Annotated in this window: 20 protein-coding genes; 18 read left to right on the forward strand and 2 right to left on the reverse strand. The window is 50.0% G+C overall.

Annotated elements, in window-relative coordinates; all coding sequences use genetic code 11:
- Positions 1–165: 165 nt before the first annotated feature.
- Positions 166–252 carry a stress response protein AzuC gene (azuC, locus tag FQZ95_RS19815; RefSeq protein WP_010723106.1) on the forward strand — a complete coding sequence of 29 codons (87 nt, stop codon included), beginning with the start codon at positions 166–168 and terminating at the stop codon, positions 250–252.
- Positions 253–366: 114 nt separating this feature from the next.
- Positions 367–618 carry a DUF2766 family protein YecJ gene (yecJ, locus tag FQZ95_RS19820; RefSeq protein ID WP_000082120.1) on the forward strand — a complete coding sequence of 84 codons (252 nt, stop codon included), beginning with the start codon at positions 367–369 and terminating at the stop codon, positions 616–618.
- Between the two features lie 79 nt (positions 619–697).
- Here yecJ and FQZ95_RS19825 read toward each other — a convergent pair whose 3' ends face one another.
- The gene (locus tag FQZ95_RS19825) at positions 698–1,201 is read right to left on the reverse strand and encodes a non-heme ferritin-like protein (RefSeq protein WP_000179469.1); all 504 of its coding nucleotides are present in this window, start codon (positions 1,199–1,201) and stop codon (positions 698–700) included.
- Positions 1,202–1,997: 796 nt separating this feature from the next.
- Here FQZ95_RS19825 and araF point away from each other — a divergent pair.
- From araF to otsA, 5 genes are all read left to right on the forward strand, one after another.
- Complete coding sequence (gene araF / locus FQZ95_RS19830) at positions 1,998–2,987, forward strand: arabinose ABC transporter substrate-binding protein AraF (RefSeq protein ID WP_000548675.1); 990 nt, start codon at positions 1,998–2,000, stop codon at positions 2,985–2,987.
- 69 nt (positions 2,988–3,056) lie between these two features.
- Positions 3,057–4,571, forward strand: coding sequence for an arabinose ABC transporter ATP-binding protein AraG (gene araG, locus FQZ95_RS19835; protein WP_105271412.1), 1,515 nt, complete (start codon positions 3,057–3,059; stop codon positions 4,569–4,571).
- Positions 4,572–4,585: 14 nt separating this feature from the next.
- Positions 4,586–5,572, forward strand: a complete 987-nt coding sequence (araH, locus tag FQZ95_RS19840; RefSeq protein ID WP_001306740.1) for an arabinose ABC transporter permease AraH — start codon at positions 4,586–4,588, stop codon at positions 5,570–5,572.
- 166 nt (positions 5,573–5,738) lie between these two features.
- Positions 5,739–6,539 carry a trehalose-phosphatase gene (gene otsB, locus FQZ95_RS19845; RefSeq protein WP_160530565.1) on the forward strand — a complete coding sequence of 267 codons (801 nt, stop codon included), beginning with the start codon at positions 5,739–5,741 and terminating at the stop codon, positions 6,537–6,539.
- Positions 6,514–7,938 carry an alpha,alpha-trehalose-phosphate synthase gene (otsA, locus tag FQZ95_RS19850; protein ID WP_001559270.1) on the forward strand — a complete coding sequence of 475 codons (1,425 nt, stop codon included), beginning with the start codon at positions 6,514–6,516 and terminating at the stop codon, positions 7,936–7,938. Before otsB ends, otsA begins: the two co-directional genes overlap by 26 nt.
- Positions 7,939–7,944: 6 nt before the next feature.
- Here otsA and uspC read toward each other — a convergent pair whose 3' ends face one another.
- Complete coding sequence (gene uspC, locus FQZ95_RS19855; RefSeq protein WP_160530566.1) at positions 7,945–8,373, reverse strand: universal stress protein UspC; 429 nt, start codon at positions 8,371–8,373, stop codon at positions 7,945–7,947.
- A 780-nt stretch (positions 8,374–9,153) separates the two neighbouring features.
- Between uspC and flhD the strand changes: the two genes are divergently transcribed.
- From flhD to cheY, 11 genes are all read left to right on the forward strand, one after another.
- A complete protein-coding gene (gene flhD / locus FQZ95_RS19860) occupies positions 9,154–9,504 on the forward strand; it encodes a flagellar transcriptional regulator FlhD (protein WP_160530567.1) in 351 nt (116 codons plus the stop codon).
- A 2-nt stretch (positions 9,505–9,506) separates the two neighbouring features.
- Positions 9,507–10,085 (forward strand): flagellar transcriptional regulator FlhC, encoded by a 579-nt coding sequence (gene flhC, locus FQZ95_RS19865; RefSeq protein ID WP_001291603.1) that lies wholly within the window; start codon positions 9,507–9,509, stop codon positions 10,083–10,085.
- Between the two features lie 126 nt (positions 10,086–10,211).
- Entirely contained in the window at positions 10,212–11,099 is an 888-nt protein-coding gene (gene motA, locus FQZ95_RS19870; RefSeq protein ID WP_000906336.1) for a flagellar motor stator protein MotA, read from the forward strand.
- Positions 11,096–12,022, forward strand: a complete 927-nt coding sequence (motB, locus tag FQZ95_RS19875; protein ID WP_160530568.1) for a flagellar motor protein MotB — start codon at positions 11,096–11,098, stop codon at positions 12,020–12,022. The genes motA and motB overlap by 4 nt, the downstream gene beginning before the upstream one ends.
- Positions 12,023–12,026: 4 nt before the next feature.
- A complete protein-coding gene (gene cheA / locus FQZ95_RS19880; RefSeq protein WP_072157041.1) occupies positions 12,027–13,991 on the forward strand; it encodes a chemotaxis protein CheA in 1,965 nt (654 codons plus the stop codon).
- A gap of 20 nt (positions 13,992–14,011) precedes the next feature.
- A complete protein-coding gene (cheW, locus tag FQZ95_RS19885) occupies positions 14,012–14,515 on the forward strand; it encodes a chemotaxis protein CheW (RefSeq protein ID WP_000147302.1) in 504 nt (167 codons plus the stop codon).
- Positions 14,516–14,659: 144 nt separating this feature from the next.
- Entirely contained in the window at positions 14,660–16,321 is a 1,662-nt protein-coding gene (tar, locus tag FQZ95_RS19890) for a methyl-accepting chemotaxis protein II (protein WP_160530569.1), read from the forward strand.
- Between the two features lie 45 nt (positions 16,322–16,366).
- Complete coding sequence (gene tap, locus FQZ95_RS19895; RefSeq protein ID WP_160530570.1) at positions 16,367–17,968, forward strand: methyl-accepting chemotaxis protein IV; 1,602 nt, start codon at positions 16,367–16,369, stop codon at positions 17,966–17,968.
- 18 nt (positions 17,969–17,986) lie between these two features.
- Positions 17,987–18,847, forward strand: coding sequence for a protein-glutamate O-methyltransferase CheR (gene cheR, locus FQZ95_RS19900; RefSeq protein WP_000204337.1), 861 nt, complete (start codon positions 17,987–17,989; stop codon positions 18,845–18,847).
- 2 nt (positions 18,848–18,849) lie between these two features.
- Entirely contained in the window at positions 18,850–19,899 is a 1,050-nt protein-coding gene (gene cheB / locus FQZ95_RS19905; RefSeq protein WP_000036371.1) for a protein-glutamate methylesterase/protein glutamine deamidase, read from the forward strand.
- Positions 19,900–19,913: 14 nt separating this feature from the next.
- Positions 19,914–20,303: a chemotaxis response regulator CheY gene (cheY, locus tag FQZ95_RS19910; protein ID WP_000763867.1), complete on the forward strand. Its 390-nt coding sequence runs from the start codon at positions 19,914–19,916 to the stop codon at positions 20,301–20,303.
- The last annotated feature ends 6 nt before the right edge of the window (positions 20,304–20,309 follow it).

Below are 20,309 nucleotides of genomic sequence, written 5' to 3' on the forward strand. Positions count from 1 at the left end.
CTGTATGTGTCAGAAATGGGGGGGCTGCTTTTTGATTATCATTTTTATAACATTAAAGGGGTATTTATGTGATTTGCATCACATAAAGATTGATTTTTGTGATGGTTGTCATATTATAAGTGCAAAGACAATAACACCTGCATAACAAATAGTCGGAGTGCCGCGATGAAATTGCGCAAGATCCTGAAAAGTATGTTCAATAACTATTGCAAGACGTTCAAAGACGTACCGCCAGGCAATATGTTCCGATAACAAAAAACCTGCTCCGGCAGGTTTTTTTGTGTCCTGATGACGGTGGTTGTGACTATCGCTGAAGAAGTGAAGCCGCTACTATAACGGCTTTCAAAATGCTATCAGGAGTTTACGATGTCCCAGCCGCTGAATGCCGATCAGGAACTGGTTTCTGACGTGGTTGCTTGCCAGTTGGTTATCAAACAAATTCTGGATGTTCTCGATGTAATCGCGCCCGTTGAAGTTCGCGAAAAAATGTCCAGCCAGCTGAAGAATATCGACTTTACTCACCATCCCGCCGCCGCAGACCCGGTCACCATGCGGGCAATCCAAAAAGCCATCGCGCTGATTGAACTCAAGTTTACCCCACAGGGCGAATCCCATTAAAAAAACCGCTGCTTCAAACAGATGAGGCAGCGGTTTCTCAAAAACTTCATCGGCGCAATGCATTAGCGCCGATGTATGATCAATGCAGCTGGTGTGACACGACATTCAGAACATGTTGGTCGGTCTGCACAGGGCACATACCCGCAAGTTTCGCACTGCGCACTTCATCAAGAATGGTTTGCAGCAACAGGCCATCATGCTGCTGTTCTTTTTCCAGATCGCGCAGGAAATTGACGGTTGAATCATCATTCAGTTCTTTCGCTTCATCGGCTAACTGCGCCAGCGTGCTTGAACGTTGCTCATATTCTTCCATCGTTTTTTGGAAAAGTTCTTCCAGTGAGTTCAGTTTTTCACCGGGAACATCAATGGCTTTAACGATGGGAGTAGCGCCGACACTCTTCATAAAGTTAAACATGCGCATCATTTGGGTCACGTTACTCTGTGCCTGGGCGCGAAGGAAAGTGGCGGTGCCGTTCAGACTCTGTTCAGAACACCAGTTACTCAGGTGAAGGTAGAGATTGGATGCGTAAAACTCGCGGTTCATTTGAGAGTTGAGTTTGAGAAGCATTCCAGCGGTTGCCATACCTAATATCCTTATATCCAGAAGTGGAGAGGTGCAAGATAAATCAAAACACCATAATTACTGTTTGCAGAATAATTCCTTTCTGCCGGTCCGAAATGTGATCGTGGAGTCAATTCTGACGATGATCTGAAATAAGAATAACGTCTGAACGGGTATAAGAAAATGCTTAAATCATCAAGTTTATATATTTTTACATTTCATTGATGAAATCAATGTAACTGCGATGAATTTTAATGATGATGCTTTTTGTATCTTGTTGATATTAATAGGGGGATTTGAATTCATGATGAAGCGATGATTTTTTAAAACGTTTTTTCATTTTTGCGATATGGCTCTCAGTATACGTGTTCTGTTAATTAATGAGCACGGTGATAATTAATGGCGAAATGAATGACGCTCATTTTCCACATCTTTGAGTTGCGGTTATTACACCATTTCAAAAGCTCAACGCCAGGTAATGTGGCCAATTGGCTGGTTGAAAAGAAGACGTTCCGTATGGGTACAAAACACAACAAGGACTTCCAGGCTAATCTTATGGATTAATCTGCTGTGTACTCGATGATTTGTCTGACAAATGAGCCTTTCTCTATGTCTTTTCCCGCTAAATTTATGCACGTTCTCACTGTAATTCTGCGATGTGATATTGCTCTCCTATGGAGAATTAATTTCTCGCTAAAACTATGTCAACACAGTTACTTATCTTTTAGTTAAAAGGTAATGCTTTGTTTTCCGATTAAATTAACGAGAGATATTCGTTTTTGCCCTACACAAAACGACACTAAAGCTGGAGAGAACCATGCACAAATTTACTAAAGCCCTGGCAGCCATTGGTCTGGCAGCCGTTATGTCACAATCCGCTATGGCGGAGAACTTGAAGCTCGGTTTCCTGGTGAAGCAACCGGAAGAGCCGTGGTTCCAGACCGAATGGAAGTTTGCCGATAAAGCCGGGAAGGATTTAGGGTTTGAGGTTATTAAGATTGCCGTGCCGGATGGCGAAAAAACATTGAACGCGATCGACAGCCTGGCAGCCAGTGGCGCAAAAGGTTTCGTTATTTGTACTCCGGACCCGAAGCTCGGCTCTGCCATTGTGGCGAAAGCGCGTGGCTACGATATGAAAGTCATTGCCGTGGATGACCAGTTTGTTAACGCCAAAGGTAAGCCAATGGATACCGTTCCTCTGGTGATGATGGCGGCGACTAAAATTGGCGAACGTCAGGGCCAGGAACTGTATAAAGAGATGCAGAAACGTGGCTGGGATGTCAAAGAAAGCGCGGTGATGGCGATTACCGCCAACGAACTGGATACGGCACGTCGCCGTACTACGGGATCTATGGATGCGCTGAAAGCGGCCGGATTCCCGGAAAAACAAATTTATCAGGTACCTACCAAATCTAACGACATCCCGGGGGCATTTGACGCTGCCAACTCAATGCTGGTTCAACATCCGGAAGTTAAACATTGGCTGATCGTCGGTATGAACGACAGCACCGTACTTGGCGGCGTACGTGCAACCGAAGGTCAGGGCTTTAAAGCAGCCGATATCATCGGTATTGGTATTAACGGTGTGGATGCAGTAAGCGAACTGTCTAAAGCACAGGCAACCGGCTTCTACGGTTCCCTGCTGCCAAGCCCGGACGTACATGGCTATAAATCCAGTGAAATGCTTTACAACTGGGTAGCAAAAGACGTTGAACCGCCAAAATTTACCGAAGTTACCGACGTGGTACTGATCACGCGTGACAACTTTAAAGAAGAACTGGAGAAAAAAGGTTTAGGCGGTAAGTAATTTGCCGGAAAAATTCCCCTCTGCATGATGCAGAGGGGGTGTGAACGACCAGTGATTCACGGAGACGTTATGCAACAGTCTACCCCGTATCTCTCATTTCGCGGCATCGGTAAAACGTTTCCCGGCGTTAAGGCGCTGACGGATATTAGTTTTGACTGCTATGCCGGTCAGGTTCATGCGTTGATGGGTGAAAATGGCGCAGGAAAATCAACTCTCTTAAAAATCCTCAGCGGCAACTATGCGCCAACCACGGGTTCTGTAGTGATTAATGGACAAGAAATGTCCTTTTCCGACACGACCGCGGCACTTAACGCGGGTGTGGCGATTATTTATCAGGAACTGCATCTCGTGCCGGAAATGACCGTCGCGGAAAACATCTATCTCGGCCAGCTTCCTCATAAAGGCGGCATAGTGAATCGCTCACTGCTGAATTATGAAGCGGGTTTACAACTTAAACATCTTGGTATGGATATTGACCCGGATACGCCGCTGAAATATCTCTCTATTGGTCAGTGGCAGATGGTTGAGATTGCCAAAGCGCTGGCGCGTAACGCCAAAATCATCGCCTTTGATGAGCCAACCAGTTCCCTTTCTGCCCGTGAAATCGACAATCTTTTCCGCGTTATTCGTGAACTGCGTAAAGAAGGGCGCGTGATCTTATATGTTTCTCACCGTATGGAAGAAATATTTGCCCTCAGTGATGCCATCACCGTCTTTAAAGATGGGCGTTATGTCAAAACCTTTACCGATATGCAGCAGGTTGATCATGACGCGCTGGTGCAGGCGATGGTCGGGCGCGACATCGGCGATATCTACGGCTGGCAACCGCGTAGTTATGGCGAGGAGCGGCTGCGTCTTGATGCTGTGAAAGCACCAGGCGTGCGTACGCCAATAAGTCTGGCGGTTCGTAGTGGTGAAATTGTCGGTCTGTTTGGTCTGGTGGGGGCCGGGCGCAGTGAATTAATGAAAGGCATGTTTGGCGGGACGCAAATCACCGCCGGTCAGGTTTATATCGACCAACAGCCGATCGATATCCGTAAACCGGGTCATGCCATTGCCGCAGGCATGATGCTCTGCCCGGAAGATCGTAAAGCGGAAGGCATTATTCCTGTGCACTCCGTTCGCGACAATATCAACATCAGTGCCAGACGCAAACATGTGCTCGGCGGTTGTGTAATCAACAACGGTTGGGAAGAAAACAATGCCGATCACCACATTCGTTCGCTCAACATCAAAACGCCGGGCGCAGAGCAACTGATCATGAATCTTTCAGGCGGAAATCAGCAAAAAGCCATTCTGGGCCGCTGGTTATCGGAAGAGATGAAGGTCATTTTGCTGGATGAACCTACGCGCGGCATTGATGTTGGTGCTAAGCATGAAATTTACAACGTGATTTATGCGCTGGCAGCGCAGGGTGTGGCGGTGCTGTTTGCCTCCAGCGACTTACCTGAAGTCCTCGGCGTTGCCGACCGGATTGTGGTGATGCGCGAAGGCGAAATCGCCGGTGAATTGTTACACGAGCAGGCAGATGAGCGTCAGGCATTAAGCCTTGCAATGCCTAAAGTCAGCCAGGCAGTTGCCTGAGTAAGGAGAGTATGATGTCTTCTGTTTCTACATCGGGTTCTGGCGCACCTAAGTCGTCTTTCAGCTTTGGGCGTATCTGGGATCAGTACGGCATGCTGGTGGTGTTTGCGGTGCTTTTTATCGCCTGTGCCATTTTTGTCCCAAATTTTGCCACCTTCATTAATATGAAAGGGTTGGGCCTGGCAATTTCTATGTCGGGGATGGTGGCGTGTGGCATGTTGTTCTGCCTTGCTTCCGGTGACTTTGACCTTTCTGTCGCCTCCGTAATTGCCTGTGCGGGTGTCACCACGGCGGTGGTTATCAACCTGACTGAAAGCCTGTGGATTGGCGTGGCAGCGGGTTTGTTGCTGGGCGTTCTCTGTGGTCTGGTCAATGGCTTTGTTATCGCCAAACTGAAAATAAATGCCCTGATCACGACACTGGCAACGATGCAGATTGTTCGAGGTCTGGCGTACATCATTTCAGACGGTAAAGCGGTCGGTATCGAAGATGAAAGCTTCTTTGCCCTTGGTTACGCCAACTGGTTCGGTCTGCCTGCGCCAATCTGGCTTACCGTCGCGTGTCTGATTGTCTTTGGTTTGCTGTTGAATAAAACCACCTTTGGGCGTAACACCCTGGCGATTGGCGGGAACGAAGAGGCTGCGCGTCTGGCGGGTGTACCGGTTGTTCGCACCAAAATTATTATCTTTGTTCTCTCTGGTCTGGTATCAGCGATAGCCGGAATTATTCTGGCTTCACGTATGACCAGTGGGCAGCCAATGACGTCGATTGGTTATGAGCTGATTGTTATCTCCGCCTGCGTTTTAGGTGGCGTTTCTCTGAAAGGTGGCATCGGAAAAATCTCATATGTGGTGGCGGGTATCTTAATTTTAGGCACCGTGGAAAACGCCATGAACCTGCTTAATATTTCTCCTTTCGCCCAGTACGTGGTTCGCGGCTTAATCCTGCTGGCAGCGGTGATCTTCGACCGTTACAAGCAAAAAGCGAAACGCACTGTTTGATGCTTTTTTCTGCAACAATTTAGCGTTTTTTCCCACCACAGCCAGCCGCCACAACGGTTGGCTGTTCTTCGTTACAAATGGCGACCCCCGTCACACTGTCTATACTTACATGTCTGTAAAGCGCGTTCTGCGCAACACAATAAGAAAAGAGAAGGAGGAGAACCGGGTGACAGAACCGTTAACCGAAACCCCTGAACTATCCGCGAAATATGCCTGGTTTTTTGATCTCGATGGAACGCTGGCGGAAATCAAACCGCATCCCGATCAGGTCGTCGTGCCTGACAATATTCTGCAAGGACTTCAGCTACTGGCAACCGCAAGTGATGGTGCATTGGCATTGATATCAGGGCGCTCAATGGTAGAGCTTGACGCTTTGGCAAAACCTTATCGCTTCCCGTTAGCGGGCGTGCATGGGGCGGAGCGCCGTGACATCAATGGTAAAACGCATATCGTTCATCTGCCGGATGCGATTGCGCGTGATATTAGCGTGCAACTGCATACGGCTATCGCCCAGCTTCCCGGCGCGGAGCTGGAGACGAAAGGGATGGCCTTTGCGCTGCATTATCGTCAGGCTCCGCAGCATGAAGACGCATTAATGACATTAGCGCAACGTATTACCCAGATCTGGCCACAAATGGCGTTACAGCAGGGAAAGTGTGTTGTCGAGATCAAGCCGCGAGGCACCAGTAAAGGTGAGGCGATTGCTGCCTTTATGCAGGAAGCTCCCTTTATCGGGCGAACGCCGGTATTTCTGGGCGATGATTTAACCGATGAATCTGGCTTCGCAGTCGTTAACCGGCTGGGCGGAATGTCAGTAAAAATTGGCACAGGCGCAACTCAGGCATCATGGCGACTGGCGGCCGTGCCGGATGTCTGGAGCTGGCTTGAAATGATAACCACCGCATTACAACAAAAAAGAGAAAATAACAGGAGTGATGACTATGAGTCGTTTAGTCGTAGTATCTAACCGGATTGCACCACCAGACGAGCACGCCGCCAGTGCCGGTGGCCTTGCCGTTGGCATACTGGGGGCACTGAAAGCCGCAGGTGGACTGTGGTTTGGCTGGAGTGGCGAAACAGGAAATGAGGATCAGCCACTAAAAAAGGTGAAAAAGGGTAACATTACGTGGGCCTCTTTTAACCTCAGCGAACAGGACCTTGACGAATACTACAACCAATTCTCCAATGCCGTTCTCTGGCCTGCTTTTCATTATCGCCTCGATCTGGTGCAATTTCAGCGTCCTGCCTGGGACGGCTATCTACGCGTAAATGCGTTGCTGGCAGATAAATTACTGCCGCTGTTGCAAGACGATGACATTATCTGGATCCACGATTATCACCTGTTGCCCTTTGCGCATGAATTACGCAAAAGAGGGGTGAATAATCGCATTGGTTTCTTTTTGCATATTCCTTTCCCGACACCGGAAATCTTCAACGCGCTGCCGACATATGACACCTTGCTTGAACAGCTTTGTGATTATGATTTGCTGGGTTTCCAGACAGAAAACGATCGTCTGGCGTTCCTGGATTGCCTTTCTAACCTGACCCGTGTCACGACGCGTAGCGCAAAAAGCCATACGGCCTGCGGCAAAGCGTTTCGAACAGAAGTTTACCCGATCGGTATTGAGCCGAAAGAAATAGCGAAACAGGCTGCCGGACCACTGCCGCCAAAACTGGCGCAACTCAAAGCGGAACTGAAAAACGTACAGAACATCTTTTCTGTTGAACGACTGGATTATTCCAAAGGTTTGCCGGAGCGTTTTCTCGCCTATGAAGCGTTACTGGAAAAATATCCGCAACATCACGGTAAAATTCGTTATACCCAGATCGCGCCAACGTCGCGTGGTGATGTGCAAGCCTATCAGGATATTCGTCATCAGCTCGAAAATGAAGCCGGACGAATTAATGGTAAATATGGGCAATTAGGCTGGACGCCGCTTTATTATTTGAATCAGCATTTTGACCGTAAATTACTGATGAAAATATTCCGCTACTCTGACGTGGGCTTAGTGACGCCACTGCGTGACGGGATGAACCTGGTGGCAAAAGAGTATGTTGCCGCTCAGGACCCAGCCAACCCGGGCGTACTTGTTCTTTCGCAATTTGCGGGAGCGGCAAACGAGTTAACGTCGGCGTTAATTGTTAATCCCTACGATCGTGACGAAGTTGCAGCTGCGCTGGATCGTGCATTGACTATGTCGCTGGCGGAACGTATTTCCCGTCATGCAGAAATGCTGGACGTTATCGTGAAAAACGATATTAACCACTGGCAGGAGTGCTTCATTAGCGACCTAAAGCAGATAGTTCCGCGAAGCGCGGAAAGCCAGCAGCGCGATAAAGTTGCTACCTTTCCTAAGCTTGCGTAAGTGCGGTTAATCTCCCGTAAGTGGAACTAACAGCACATCGACCTCACTTGAGGCAATCACTCTTTTCGCCGAGCAGGATGCTCGCGAAAAGAAACTGTGATTGTGATTACCGCAAATCACCAAATCGAAATGATGTTTGCGACAAACCTCCAGAATATGTTCGCTTAACTCACCGTAGGCAATAAACGTCTCGTCAACGGGATACTCCGCATCCTGAATTAACTTATCAAGAAAGCTTTGCGTTTCTTCCTGCATCACGCTGCGTAAATCTTCAAGCATCGGCGCGGCTAATTGATTGTACATTTCCGGGTCGGAAGCGAGAGTAATTAAACTGATGTGTCCCTTTACTGGCCTGGCGATAGATACCGCTTTTGCTAGCAGTTGCTGACTTTCCGGTGTAACCGCAACGGCGACAAGAATATTGCTATAGCTCATAACCTGTTCCTTATTCTGTGAACTTCAGGTGACATTAAAGCTTTACTCCTAATGGAGAATCGACGCAATCCCAACTCAGTCAAACAGGTAAATATTAGTGTGATTATTAGTAAATACAATTAATCAATCACTCTCGGTGATCATATGATTTCAACTGTAATTATAAGAAAATAATGTACTGATTCTCCATATCAAACAAGTGGTTAATATATGTAAAACATTTTATTAACATTAAGTTGATTGTTGCCTTTCTTTGTATTTAATTAGTTTGTTGTGCGGTAAGTGTCTGTTTAAAAATAGCTTATCGGGTATTGCATTAAAGCAATTATTTATAGCAGATGATTATTTACGGTGAGTTATTTTAACTGTGCGCAACATCCCATTTCGATTATTCCTGTTTCATTTTTACTTGCTATCGTAGCGAAAAACTTTTTAACAGATTGAAATACACCCAAAACAAAAGTATGACTTATACATTTATGTTAAGTAATTGAGCGTTTTGTGTGATCTGCATCACACATTATTGAAAATCGCAGCCCCCCTCCGTTGTATGTGAGTGTAGTGACGAGTAAAGTTGCGTCGATTTAGGAAAAATCTTAGATAAGTGTAAAGAGCCCCTTCTATTTGTAAGGACTTATTAAATCCAAAAAAGGGGCTCTGCCTATTGCAGCTTATCGCAACTATTCTAATGCTAATTATTTTTTACCGGGGCTTCCCGGCGACATCACGGGGTGCGGTGAGACCGCATAAAAATAAAGTTGGTTATTCTGGGTGGGAATAATGCATACCTCCGAGTTGCTGAAACACATTTATGACATCAACTTGTCATATTTACTACTTGCACAGCGTCTGATAGTTCAGGACAAAGCGTCCGCTATGTTTCGTCTCGGCATAAATGAAGAAATGGCGACAACGTTAGCAACATTGACTCTTCCGCAAATGGTTAAATTGGCGGAAACCAATCAACTGGTTTGTCACTTCCGTTTTGACAGCCACCAGACGATTACTCAGTTGACGCAAGATTCCCGCGTTGACGATCTCCAGCAAATTCATACCGGCATCATGCTCTCAACACGCTTGCTGAATGATGTTAATCAGCCTGAAGAAGCGCTGCGCAAGAAAAGGGCGTGATCATGAGTGAAAAAAGCATTGTTCAGGAAGCGCGGGATATTCAGCTGGCAATGGAATTGATCACCCTGGGCGCTCGTTTGCAGATGCTGGAAAGCGAAACACAGTTAAGTCGCGGACGCCTGATAAAACTCTATAAAGAACTGCGCGGAAGCCCACCGCCGAAAGGCATGCTGCCATTCTCAACCGACTGGTTTATGACCTGGGAACAAAACGTTCATGCTTCGATGTTCTGTAACGCATGGCAGTTTTTACTGAAAACCGGCTTGTGTAATGGCGTCGATGCGGTAATCAAAGCCTACCGTTTATACCTTGAACAGTGCCCGCAAGCAGAAGAAGGACCGCTACTGGCATTAACCCGTGCCTGGACATTGGTACGGTTTGTTGAAAGTGGATTACTGCAACTTTCCAGCTGCAACTGCTGCGGCGGCAATTTTATTACCCACGCTCATCAGCCTGTTGGCAGCTTTGCCTGCAGCTTATGTCAGCCGCCATCCCGGGCAGTAAAAAGACGTAAACTTTCCCAGAATCCTGCCGATATTATCCCACAACTGCTGGATGAACAGAGAGTACAGGCTGTTTAACTGATACGGTGTGGCGAAACATTCCAGCAGCGGTAACGACGTACCGCTGCTTTTTTTTGCCCCAATCGCGCGTTAACGTCTGACGACTGAACATCCTGTCATGGTCAACAGTGGAAGGATGATGTCGTGCTTATCTTATTAGGTTACCTGGTTGTTCTCGGTACAGTTTTCGGCGGTTATCTGATGACCGGTGGAAGCCTTGGAGCACTCTATCAACCCGCTGAACTGGTGATTATTGCCGGTGCAGGGATTGGGTCGTTTATCGTCGGCAATAATGGCAAAGCGATTAAAGGCACGCTGAAGGCGCTGCCGTTACTATTTCGTCGCTCCAAATATACCAAAGCAATGTATATGGATCTGCTGGCTCTGCTTTATCGGTTGATGGCGAAATCGCGGCAGATGGGGATGTTTTCGCTGGAACGCGATATTGAAAATCCCCGTGAGAGCGAGATCTTCGCCAGCTACCCACGCATCCTTGCGGATAGCGTCATGCTTGATTTTATCGTCGATTATCTGCGCCTGATTATCAGCGGTCACATGAATACCTTCGAAATTGAAGCCCTGATGGATGAAGAGATTGAGACGCACGAAAGCGAAGCAGAAGTCCCGGCGAACAGTCTGGCGTTGGTCGGGGACTCACTTCCGGCGTTTGGTATTGTCGCGGCTGTGATGGGGGTCGTTCACGCGTTAGGTTCAGCCGATCGTCCTGCCGCCGAGCTGGGGGCGCTTATCGCACATGCGATGGTGGGGACTTTCCTCGGTATTTTATTGGCTTACGGATTTATTTCCCCATTAGCGAGTGTTTTACGTCAGAAAAGCGCCGAAACCAGCAAAATGATGCAATGCGTCAAAGTCACACTGCTTTCTAATCTGAACGGTTACGCACCGCCTATCGCCGTTGAGTTTGGTCGCAAAACGCTCTATTCCAGCGAACGTCCGTCGTTTATTGAACTGGAAGAGCATGTGCGTGCGGTGAAAAATCCGCAACAACAGACGACAACCGAGGAAGCATGAAGAATCAAGCGCATCCGATTATTGTCGTCAAACGACGCAAAACCAAAAGCCACGGGGCAGCACATGGATCGTGGAAGATTGCTTATGCCGACTTTATGACCGCGATGATGGCCTTTTTTCTGGTGATGTGGCTAATCTCCATCTCCAGCCCAAAAGAGCTGATTCAGATTGCGGAGTACTTCCGGACTCCACTGGCGACTGCGGTTACGGGCGGCGATCGCATTTCTAATAGTGAAAGCCCAATTCCCGGTGGGGGTGATGATTACACCCAAAGCCAGGGGGAAGTGAATAAGCAGCCGAACATCGAAGAGCTGAAAAAACGCATGGAGCAAAGTCGATTGCGGAAATTGCGTGGCGATCTCGACCAGTTGATTGAATCCGATCCGAAACTGCGGGCGTTACGTCCACATCTCAAAATCGATCTGGTCCAGGAAGGTCTACGTATTCAGATCATCGATAGCCAGAATCGCCCGATGTTCAGAACCGGCAGTGCCGACGTCGAACCCTATATGCGCGACATTCTGCGCGCCATCGCGCCCGTACTGAACGGTATTCCCAACCGTATTAGCCTTTCGGGTCATACCGATGATTTCCCTTACGCCAGTGGTGAGAAAGGATATAGCAACTGGGAGCTTTCTGCCGATCGGGCCAATGCATCCCGCCGCGAACTGATGGTTGGCGGGTTGAATGGCGGCAAAGTGTTACGTGTCGTCGGCATGGCGGCAACGATGCGCTTAAGCGATCGCGGTCCTGATGATGCTGTCAACCGTCGCATCAGCCTGCTGGTACTGAACAAACAAGCCGAACAGGCCATTTTGCATGAAAACGCCGAAAGCCAGAATGAGCCAGTAAGCGCCCTGGAAAAACCTGAGGTTGCACCACAGGTCAGTGTTCCCACAATGCCATCAGCCGAACCGAGGTGACAGCGTGAGCATGGATATAAGCGATTTTTATCAGACATTTTTTGATGAAGCGGACGAACTGTTGGCTGACATGGAGCAGCATCTGCTGGTTTTGCAGCCGGAAGCGCCGGATGCCGAACAATTGAATGCCATCTTTCGGGCTGCCCACTCGATCAAAGGAGGGGCAGGAACCTTTGGCTTCAGCGTTTTGCAGGAAACCACGCATCTGATGGAAAACCTGCTCGACGAAGCCAGACGAGGTGAGATGCAACTCAACACCGACATTATCAATCTGTTTTTGGAAACGAAGGACATCATGCAAGAACAGCTCGACGCTTATAAACAGTCGCAAGAGCCGGATGCCGCCAGCTTCGATTATATCTGCCAGGCCTTGCGTCAACTGGCATTAGAAGCGAAAGGCGAAACGCCATCCGCAGTGACCCGATTAAGTGTGGTTGCCAAAAGTGAACCGCAAGATGAGCAGAGTCGCTGTCAGTCACCGCGTCGAATTATCCTCTCGCGCCTGAAGGCCGGGGAAGTCGACCTGCTGGAAGAAGAGCTGGGACATCTGACAACCCTAACTGACGTGGTAAAGGGGGCGGATTCTCTCTCGGCAATATTACCGGGCGACATTGCCGAAGATGACATCACAGCGGTACTCTGTTTTGTGATCGAGGCCGATCAGATTACCTTTGAAACAGTAGAAGTCTCGCCAAAAATATCCCCCCCACCAGTGCTTAAACTGGCAGCCGAACAAGCGCCAACCGGTCGCGTGGAGCGGGAAAAAACGACGCGCAGCAGTGAATCCACCAGCATCCGTGTAGCGGTAGAAAAGGTTGATCAATTAATTAACCTCGTCGGCGAGCTGGTCATCACCCAGTCCATGCTTGCCCAGCGTTCCAGCGAACTGGACCCGGTTAATCATGGTGATTTGATTACCAGCATGGGGCAGTTACAACGTAACGCTCGTGATTTGCAGGAATCAGTGATGTCGATTCGCATGATGCCGATGGAGTATGTCTTTAGTCGCTATCCCCGCCTGGTGCGAGATCTGGCGGGAAAACTCGGCAAGCAGGTAGAACTGACGCTGGTGGGCAGTTCCACTGAACTCGACAAGAGCCTGATAGAACGCATTATCGACCCGCTGACCCACCTGGTACGCAATAGCCTCGATCACGGTATTGAACTGCCAGAAAAACGGCTCGCCACAGGTAAAAACAGTGTCGGAAATTTAATTCTGTCTGCCGAACATCAGGGCGGCAACATTTGTATTGAAGTGACCGATGATGGTGCGGGGCTAAACCGTGAGCGAATTCTGGCAAAAGCGGCCTCGCAAGGTTTGACCGTCAGCGAAAACATGAGCGACGACGAAGTCGCGATGCTGATATTTGCACCTGGCTTCTCCACGGCGGAGCAGGTCACCGACGTCTCCGGGCGCGGCGTCGGCATGGACGTCGTTAAACGTAATATCCAGGAGATGGGCGGTCATGTCGAAATCCAGTCGAAGCAGGGTACTGGCACTACGATCCGCATTTTACTGCCGCTGACGCTGGCAATCCTCGACGGCATGTCCGTACGCGTTGCGGATGAAGTTTTCATTCTGCCGCTGAATGCTGTCATGGAATCACTGCAACCCCGTGAAGCCGATCTGCATCCACTGGCAGGTGGCGAGCGGGTGCTGGAAGTGCGGGGTGAATATCTGCCCATCGTCGAACTGTGGAAAGTGTTCAACGTCGCGGGCGCGAAAACCGAAGCTACTCAGGGAATTGTGGTGATCTTACAAAGTGGCGGTCGCCGCTACGCCTTGCTGGTGGATCAATTAATTGGTCAACACCAGGTTGTGGTTAAAAACCTTGAAAGTAACTATCGCAAAGTCCCCGGCATTTCTGCTGCGACCATTCTTGGCGACGGCAGCGTGGCACTGATTGTTGATGTCTCCGCCTTGCAGGCGATAAACCGCGAACAACGTATGGCGAACACCGCCGCCTGAATGAGTAAAAAGGTAACAATATGACCGGTATGACGAATGTAACAAAGCTGGCCAGCGAGCCGTCAGGCCAGGAATTCCTGGTATTTACCCTTGGTGACGAAGAGTACGGTATTGATATTCTGAAAGTGCAGGAGATCCGTGGTTACGATCAGGTGACACGGATTGCAAACACGCCAGCGTTTATCAAAGGTGTCACTAATCTGCGCGGTGTTATTGTGCCGATTGTCGACTTACGAATTAAGTTCAGTCAGGTGGATGTGGACTATAACGACAACACAGTAGTTATTGTCCTGAATCTCGGGCAGCGGGTAGTCGGCATCGTAGTGGACGGGGTTTCGGACGTTCTTTCATTGACGGCGGAGCAAATTCGTCCGGCACCGGAATTTGCCGTGACTCTTTCAACAGAATATCTCACTGGACTGGGCGCACTGGGTGACCGCATGTTGATTCTGGTGAACATCGAAAAACTGCTGAACAGCGAAGAGATGGCGCTGTTAGATAGCGCGGCGTCAGAAGTGGCGTAATTCTCCTGATTTCCTCAATTGCAATGAACCCGATGACCTGCGCATCGGGTTTTTTATTTCAGTTTCGCGGTGGGTGGCATCAGCAATAAAGTTTCCCCCTTCCTTGCCGATAACGAGATCAACTTGTTTTCAGGAAGGTGCCTTATGATTAACCGTATCCGCGTAGTCACGCTGTTGGTAATGGTGCTGGGGGTATTCGCACTGTTACAGCTTATTTCCGGCAGTCTGTTTTTTTCTTCCCTTCACCATAGCCAGAAGAGCTTTGTGGTTTCCAATCAATTACGGGAACAGCAGGGCGAGCTGACGTCAACCTGGGATTTAATGCTGCAAACGCGCATTAACCTGAGTCGATCAGCGGTGCGGATGATGATGGATTCCTCCAATCAACAAAGTAACGCCAAAGTTGAATTGCTCGATAGCGCCAGGAAAACTTTGGCCCAGGCCGCGACACATTATAAAAAATTCAAAAGCATGGCGCCGTTACCTGAAATGGTCGCTACCAGTCGTAATATTGATGAAAAATATAAAAACTATCACACAGCATTAACTGAACTGATTGATTATCTTGATTATGGCAATACTGGAGCTTATTTCGCTCAGCCAACCCAGGGAATGCAAAATGCAATGGGCGAAGCGTTTGCTCAGTACGCCCTCAGCAGTGAAAAACTGTATCGCGATATCGTCACTGACAACGCAGATGATTACCGATTTGCCCAGTGGCAACTGGCGGTTATTGCGCTGGTGGTGGTATTAATTCTGCTGGTGGCGTGGTACGGCATTCGCCGTATGTTGCTTACACCGCTGGCAAAAATTATTGCTCACATTCGCGAAATCGCCGGTGGTAACCTGGCGAATACCCTGACCATTGACGGGCGCAGTGAAATGGGCGACCTGGCGCAGAGCGTTTCACATATGCAACGCTCTTTGACTGACACCGTCACTCATGTGCGCGAAGGTTCAGATGCCATCTATGTCGGTACCCGTGAAATTGCGGCGGGCAATACCGATCTTTCCTCTCGTACTGAACAGCAAGCATCCGCGCTGGAAGAAACTGCTGCCAGCATGGAGCAGCTCACCGCGACGGTGAAGCAAAATGCCGATAACGCCCGCCAGGCCTCGCAACTGGCGCAAAGTGCCTCCGACACCGCCCAGCATGGCGGCAAAGTAGTGGATGGCGTAGTGAAAACGATGCATGAGATCGCCGATAGTTCGAAGAAAATTGCCGACATTATCAGCGTTATCGACGGTATTGCCTTCCAGACTAATATCCTCGCGCTGAATGCCGCTGTTGAAGCCGCGCGAGCGGGTGAACAAGGCCGTGGTTTTGCCGTGGTGGCGGGCGAAGTGCGTAATCTTGCCAGCCGCAGCGCCCAGGCGGCAAAAGAGATCAAAGCCCTCATTGAAGACTCCGTCTCGCGCGTTGATACCGGTTCGGTGTTGGTCGAAAGCGCCGGGGAAACAATGAACAATATCGTCAATGCTGTCACTCGCGTGACTGACATTATGGGCGAAATTGCATCGGCATCAGATGAACAGAGCCGCGGCATCGATCAAGTCGCATTGGCGGTTTCGGAAATGGATCGCGTCACGCAACAGAACGCATCGCTGGTGCAGGAATCAGCTGCCGCCGCAGCTGCGCTGGAAGAACAGGCCAGTCGTTTAACGCAAGCGGTTTCCGCGTTCCGTCTGGCAGCCAGCCCACTCACCAATAAACCGCAAACACCATCCCGTCCTGCCAGTGAGCAACCACTGGCACAGCCACGACTGCGAATTGCAGAACAAGATCCAAACTGGGAAACATTTTAACGAGCATTGACTAACGCGGTCATTGCCGCCTGATGGGGAGCGTTGATGTTTAATCGTATTCGAATTTCGACCACGCTGTTTTTAATTTTGATTCTCTGCGGGATCTTGCAGATTGGCAGTAACGGCATGTCTTTTTGGGCATTTCGCGATGATTTGCAACGATTGAATCAGGTCGAGCAGAGCAATCAGCAACGTGCGGCATTAGCGCAAACTCGGGCGGTGATGTTACAGGCCAGCACCGCGCTGAATAAAGCGGGCACTCTGACGGCGCTTAGCTATCCGGCAGATGACATTAAAACGTTGATGACGACGGCGCGCGCCAGTCTGACGCAATCCTCTACGTTATTTAAAAGTTTTATGGCGATGACTGCGGGCAACGAGCACGTGAGGGCGTTGCAAAAAGAGACGGAGAAAAGTTTTGCCCGCTGGCACAACGATCTCGAACATCAGGCGACCTGGCTTGAAAGTAATCAACTTTCGGATTTCCTCACTGCGCCGGTGCAGGAATCACAGAATGCGTTTGACGTTAACTTTGAGGCCTGGCAGCAGGAGATCAACCATGTGCTGGAAGCCGCCAGTGCGCAAAGCCAGCGTAACTATCAGATTTCGGCGCTGGTGTTTATCAGCATGATTATTGTTGCAGCGCTCTACATCAGCAGTGCGCTGTGGTGGACGCGCAAGATGATTGTTCAACCACTGGCCATCATCGGTAGCCATTTTGACAGCATTGCTGCGGGTAATCTGGCGCGTCCGATTGCGGTATATGGTCGCAATGAGATCACCGCCATTTTTGCCAGCCTGAAGACCATGCAGCAGGCTTTACGTGGGACGGTGAGTGATGTGCGTAAGGGAAGCCAGGAGATGCACATTGGTATCGCGGAGATCGTTGCAGGCAATAACGATCTCTCAAGTCGTACCGAACAGCAGGCGGCATCGCTGGCACAAACGGCCGCCAGTATGGAGCAATTAACCGCCACGGTAGGGCAAAACGCCGATAACGCGCAACAGGCTTCGGAACTGGCAAAAAAAGCCGCGACAACGGCGCAGGCGGGGGGTGTCCAGGTCAGTACCATGACTCACACCATGCAGGAAATCGCCACCAGCTCGCAAAAAATTGGCGACATTATCAGCGTTATCGACGGCATTGCTTTCCAGACCAATATTCTGGCCCTGAATGCGGCAGTGGAAGCGGCTCGCGCCGGAGAGCAGGGGCGTGGTTTTGCGGTAGTGGCAGGTGAAGTGCGCAATCTTGCCAGCCGTAGCGCCCAGGCGGCAAAAGAGATCAAAGGACTGATCGAAGAGTCTGTCAATCGTGTCCAGCAGGGTTCGAAACTGGTGAATAACGCCGCCGGGACCATGACCGATATTGTCAGTTCAGTAACCCGCGTGAACGACATTATGGGAGAAATTGCCTCGGCGTCGGAAGAACAACGGCGGGGGATTGAGCAGGTTGCACAGGCTGTCAGCCAGATGGATCAGGTGACTCAGCAGAACGCCTCCCTGGTAGAAGAAGCGGCGGTGGCAACGGAACAACTGGCGAACCAGGCTGACCATCTTTCGTCGCGTGTGGCGGTATTTACCCTTGAAGAACATGAAGTAGCACGACATGAGTCGGCGCAGTTACATATTGCGCCAGTGGTATCCTGAAGTGATTGAGAAGGCGCTATGACTTCATCTCTGCCCTGTGGGCAAACGTCTTTATTGTTACAGATGACCGAGCGCCTGGCGCTTTCCGACGCGCATTTTCGGCGGATAAGTCAATTGATCTATCAACGAGCCGGGATCGTCCTGGCCGACCATAAACGCGACATGGTCTACAACCGATTAGTTCGTCGCTTGCGTTCGCTGGGACTGACAGATTTCGGCCATTACTTGAACTTGCTGGAATCTAATCAGCACAGCGGTGAGTGGCAGGCGTTTATCAATTCGCTGACCACGAATCTGACAGCATTTTTCCGTGAGGCGCATCATTTTCCTCTGCTCGCAGATCATGCCCGGCGTCGTTCTGGCGAGTATCGTGTATGGAGCGCGGCGGCTTCGACCGGCGAAGAACCGTACAGCATTGCGATGACACTGGCTGACACATTGGGCACCGCGCCCGGACGCTGGAAAGTGTTTGCCAGCGACATTGACACCGAAGTGCTGGAAAAAGCCAGAAGCGGTATTTATCGCCATGAAGAGCTGAAAAATCTGACGCCGCAGCAACTGCAGCGGTACTTCATGCGAGGGACGGGACCGCATGAAGGGCTGGTACGCGTGCGTCAGGAGCTGGCGAACTATGTTGATTTTGCCCCGCTGAATTTACTGGCGAAACAATACACCGTGCCGGGGCCGTTTGATGCGATCTTCTGTCGTAACGTCATGATCTACTTCGATCAAACTACCCAGCAGGAGATTTTGCGCCGCTTTGTTCCGCTCCTTAAACCCGACGGATTGCTGTTTGCGGGTCACTCTGAAAACTTTAGCCACCTTGAGCGCCGCTTCACGCTGCGTGGTCAGACGGTGTATGCGCTAAGTAAGGATTAACGATGAGCAAAATCAGGGTGTTATCTGTCGATGATTCGGCACTAATGCGCCAGATCATGACAGAAATCATCAACAGCCATAGCGACATGGAAATGGTGGCGACCGCCCCTGATCCGCTGGTTGCGCGTGATTTGATTAAGAAATTCAATCCCGATGTATTGACGCTGGATGTTGAAATGCCGCGGATGGACGGACTGGATTTTCTCGAAAAATTAATGCGTTTGCGCCCAATGCCCGTTGTGATGGTTTCTTCCCTGACCGGCAAAGGGTCAGAAGTCACTCTGCGCGCGCTGGAGCTGGGGGCGATAGATTTTGTCACCAAACCGCAACTGGGTATTCGCGAAGGAATGCTGGCGTACAGCGAAATGATTGCTGAAAAGGTGCGTACAGCAGCAAAGGCGAGCCTTGCAGCACATAAGCCATTGTCGGCACCGACAACGCTGAAAGCGGGGCCGTTGTTGAGTTCTGAAAAACTGATTGCGATTGGTGCTTCAACGGGGGGAACTGAGGCAATTCGTCACGTCCTGCAACCGTTACCGCTTTCCAGCCCGGCACTGTTAATTACCCAGCATATGCCGCCCGGTTTCACCCGCTCTTTTGCCGACAGACTTAATAAGTTGTGCCAAATCGGTGTTAAAGAAGCCGAAGACGGAGAACGCGTTCTGCCGGGGCATGCTTATATCGCACCGGGAGATCGGCATATGGAACTGGCGCGTAGCGGCGCGAATTATCAAATCAAAATCCACGATGGCCCGGCGGTTAACCGTCATCGGCCTTCGGTAGATGTGTTGTTCCATTCTGTTGCCAAACAGGCGGGGCGTAATGCGGTTGGGGTGATCCTGACCGGTATGGGCAACGACGGCGCGGCGGGAATGTTAGCGATGCGGCAGGCGGGGGCATGGACCCTTGCACAAAACGAAGCAAGTTGCGTGGTGTTCGGCATGCCGCGCGAGGCCATCAATATGGGTGGTGTTTGCGAAGTGGTCGATCTTAGCCAGGTAAGCCAGCAAATGCTGGCGAAAATCAGTGCCGGACAGGCGATACGTATTTAAATCAGGAGTGTGAAATGGCGGATAAAGAACTTAAATTTTTGGTTGTGGATGACTTTTCCACCATGCGACGCATTGTGCGTAACCTACTGAAAGAGCTGGGATTCAATAATGTTGAGGAAGCGGAAGATGGCGTCGACGCCCTCAATAAGTTGCAGGCAGGCGGTTATGGATTTGTTATCTCCGACTGGAACATGCCCAACATGGATGGCCTGGAATTGCTGAAAACGATTCGTGCGGATGGCGCGATGTCGGCATTGCCGGTGTTAATGGTGACTGCAGAAGCCAAGAAAGAGAACATCATTGCTGCGGCGCAAGCGGGGGCCAGTGGCTATGTGGTGAAGCCATTTACCGCCGCGACGCTGGAGGAAAAACTCAACAAAATCTTTGAGAAACTGGGCATGTGAGGATGC

Origin of the sequence: Escherichia sp. HH41S (genome assembly GCF_009820115.1) — a bacterium.
Taxonomy (GTDB): Bacteria; Pseudomonadota; Gammaproteobacteria; order Enterobacterales; family Enterobacteriaceae; genus Escherichia; species Escherichia coli_F.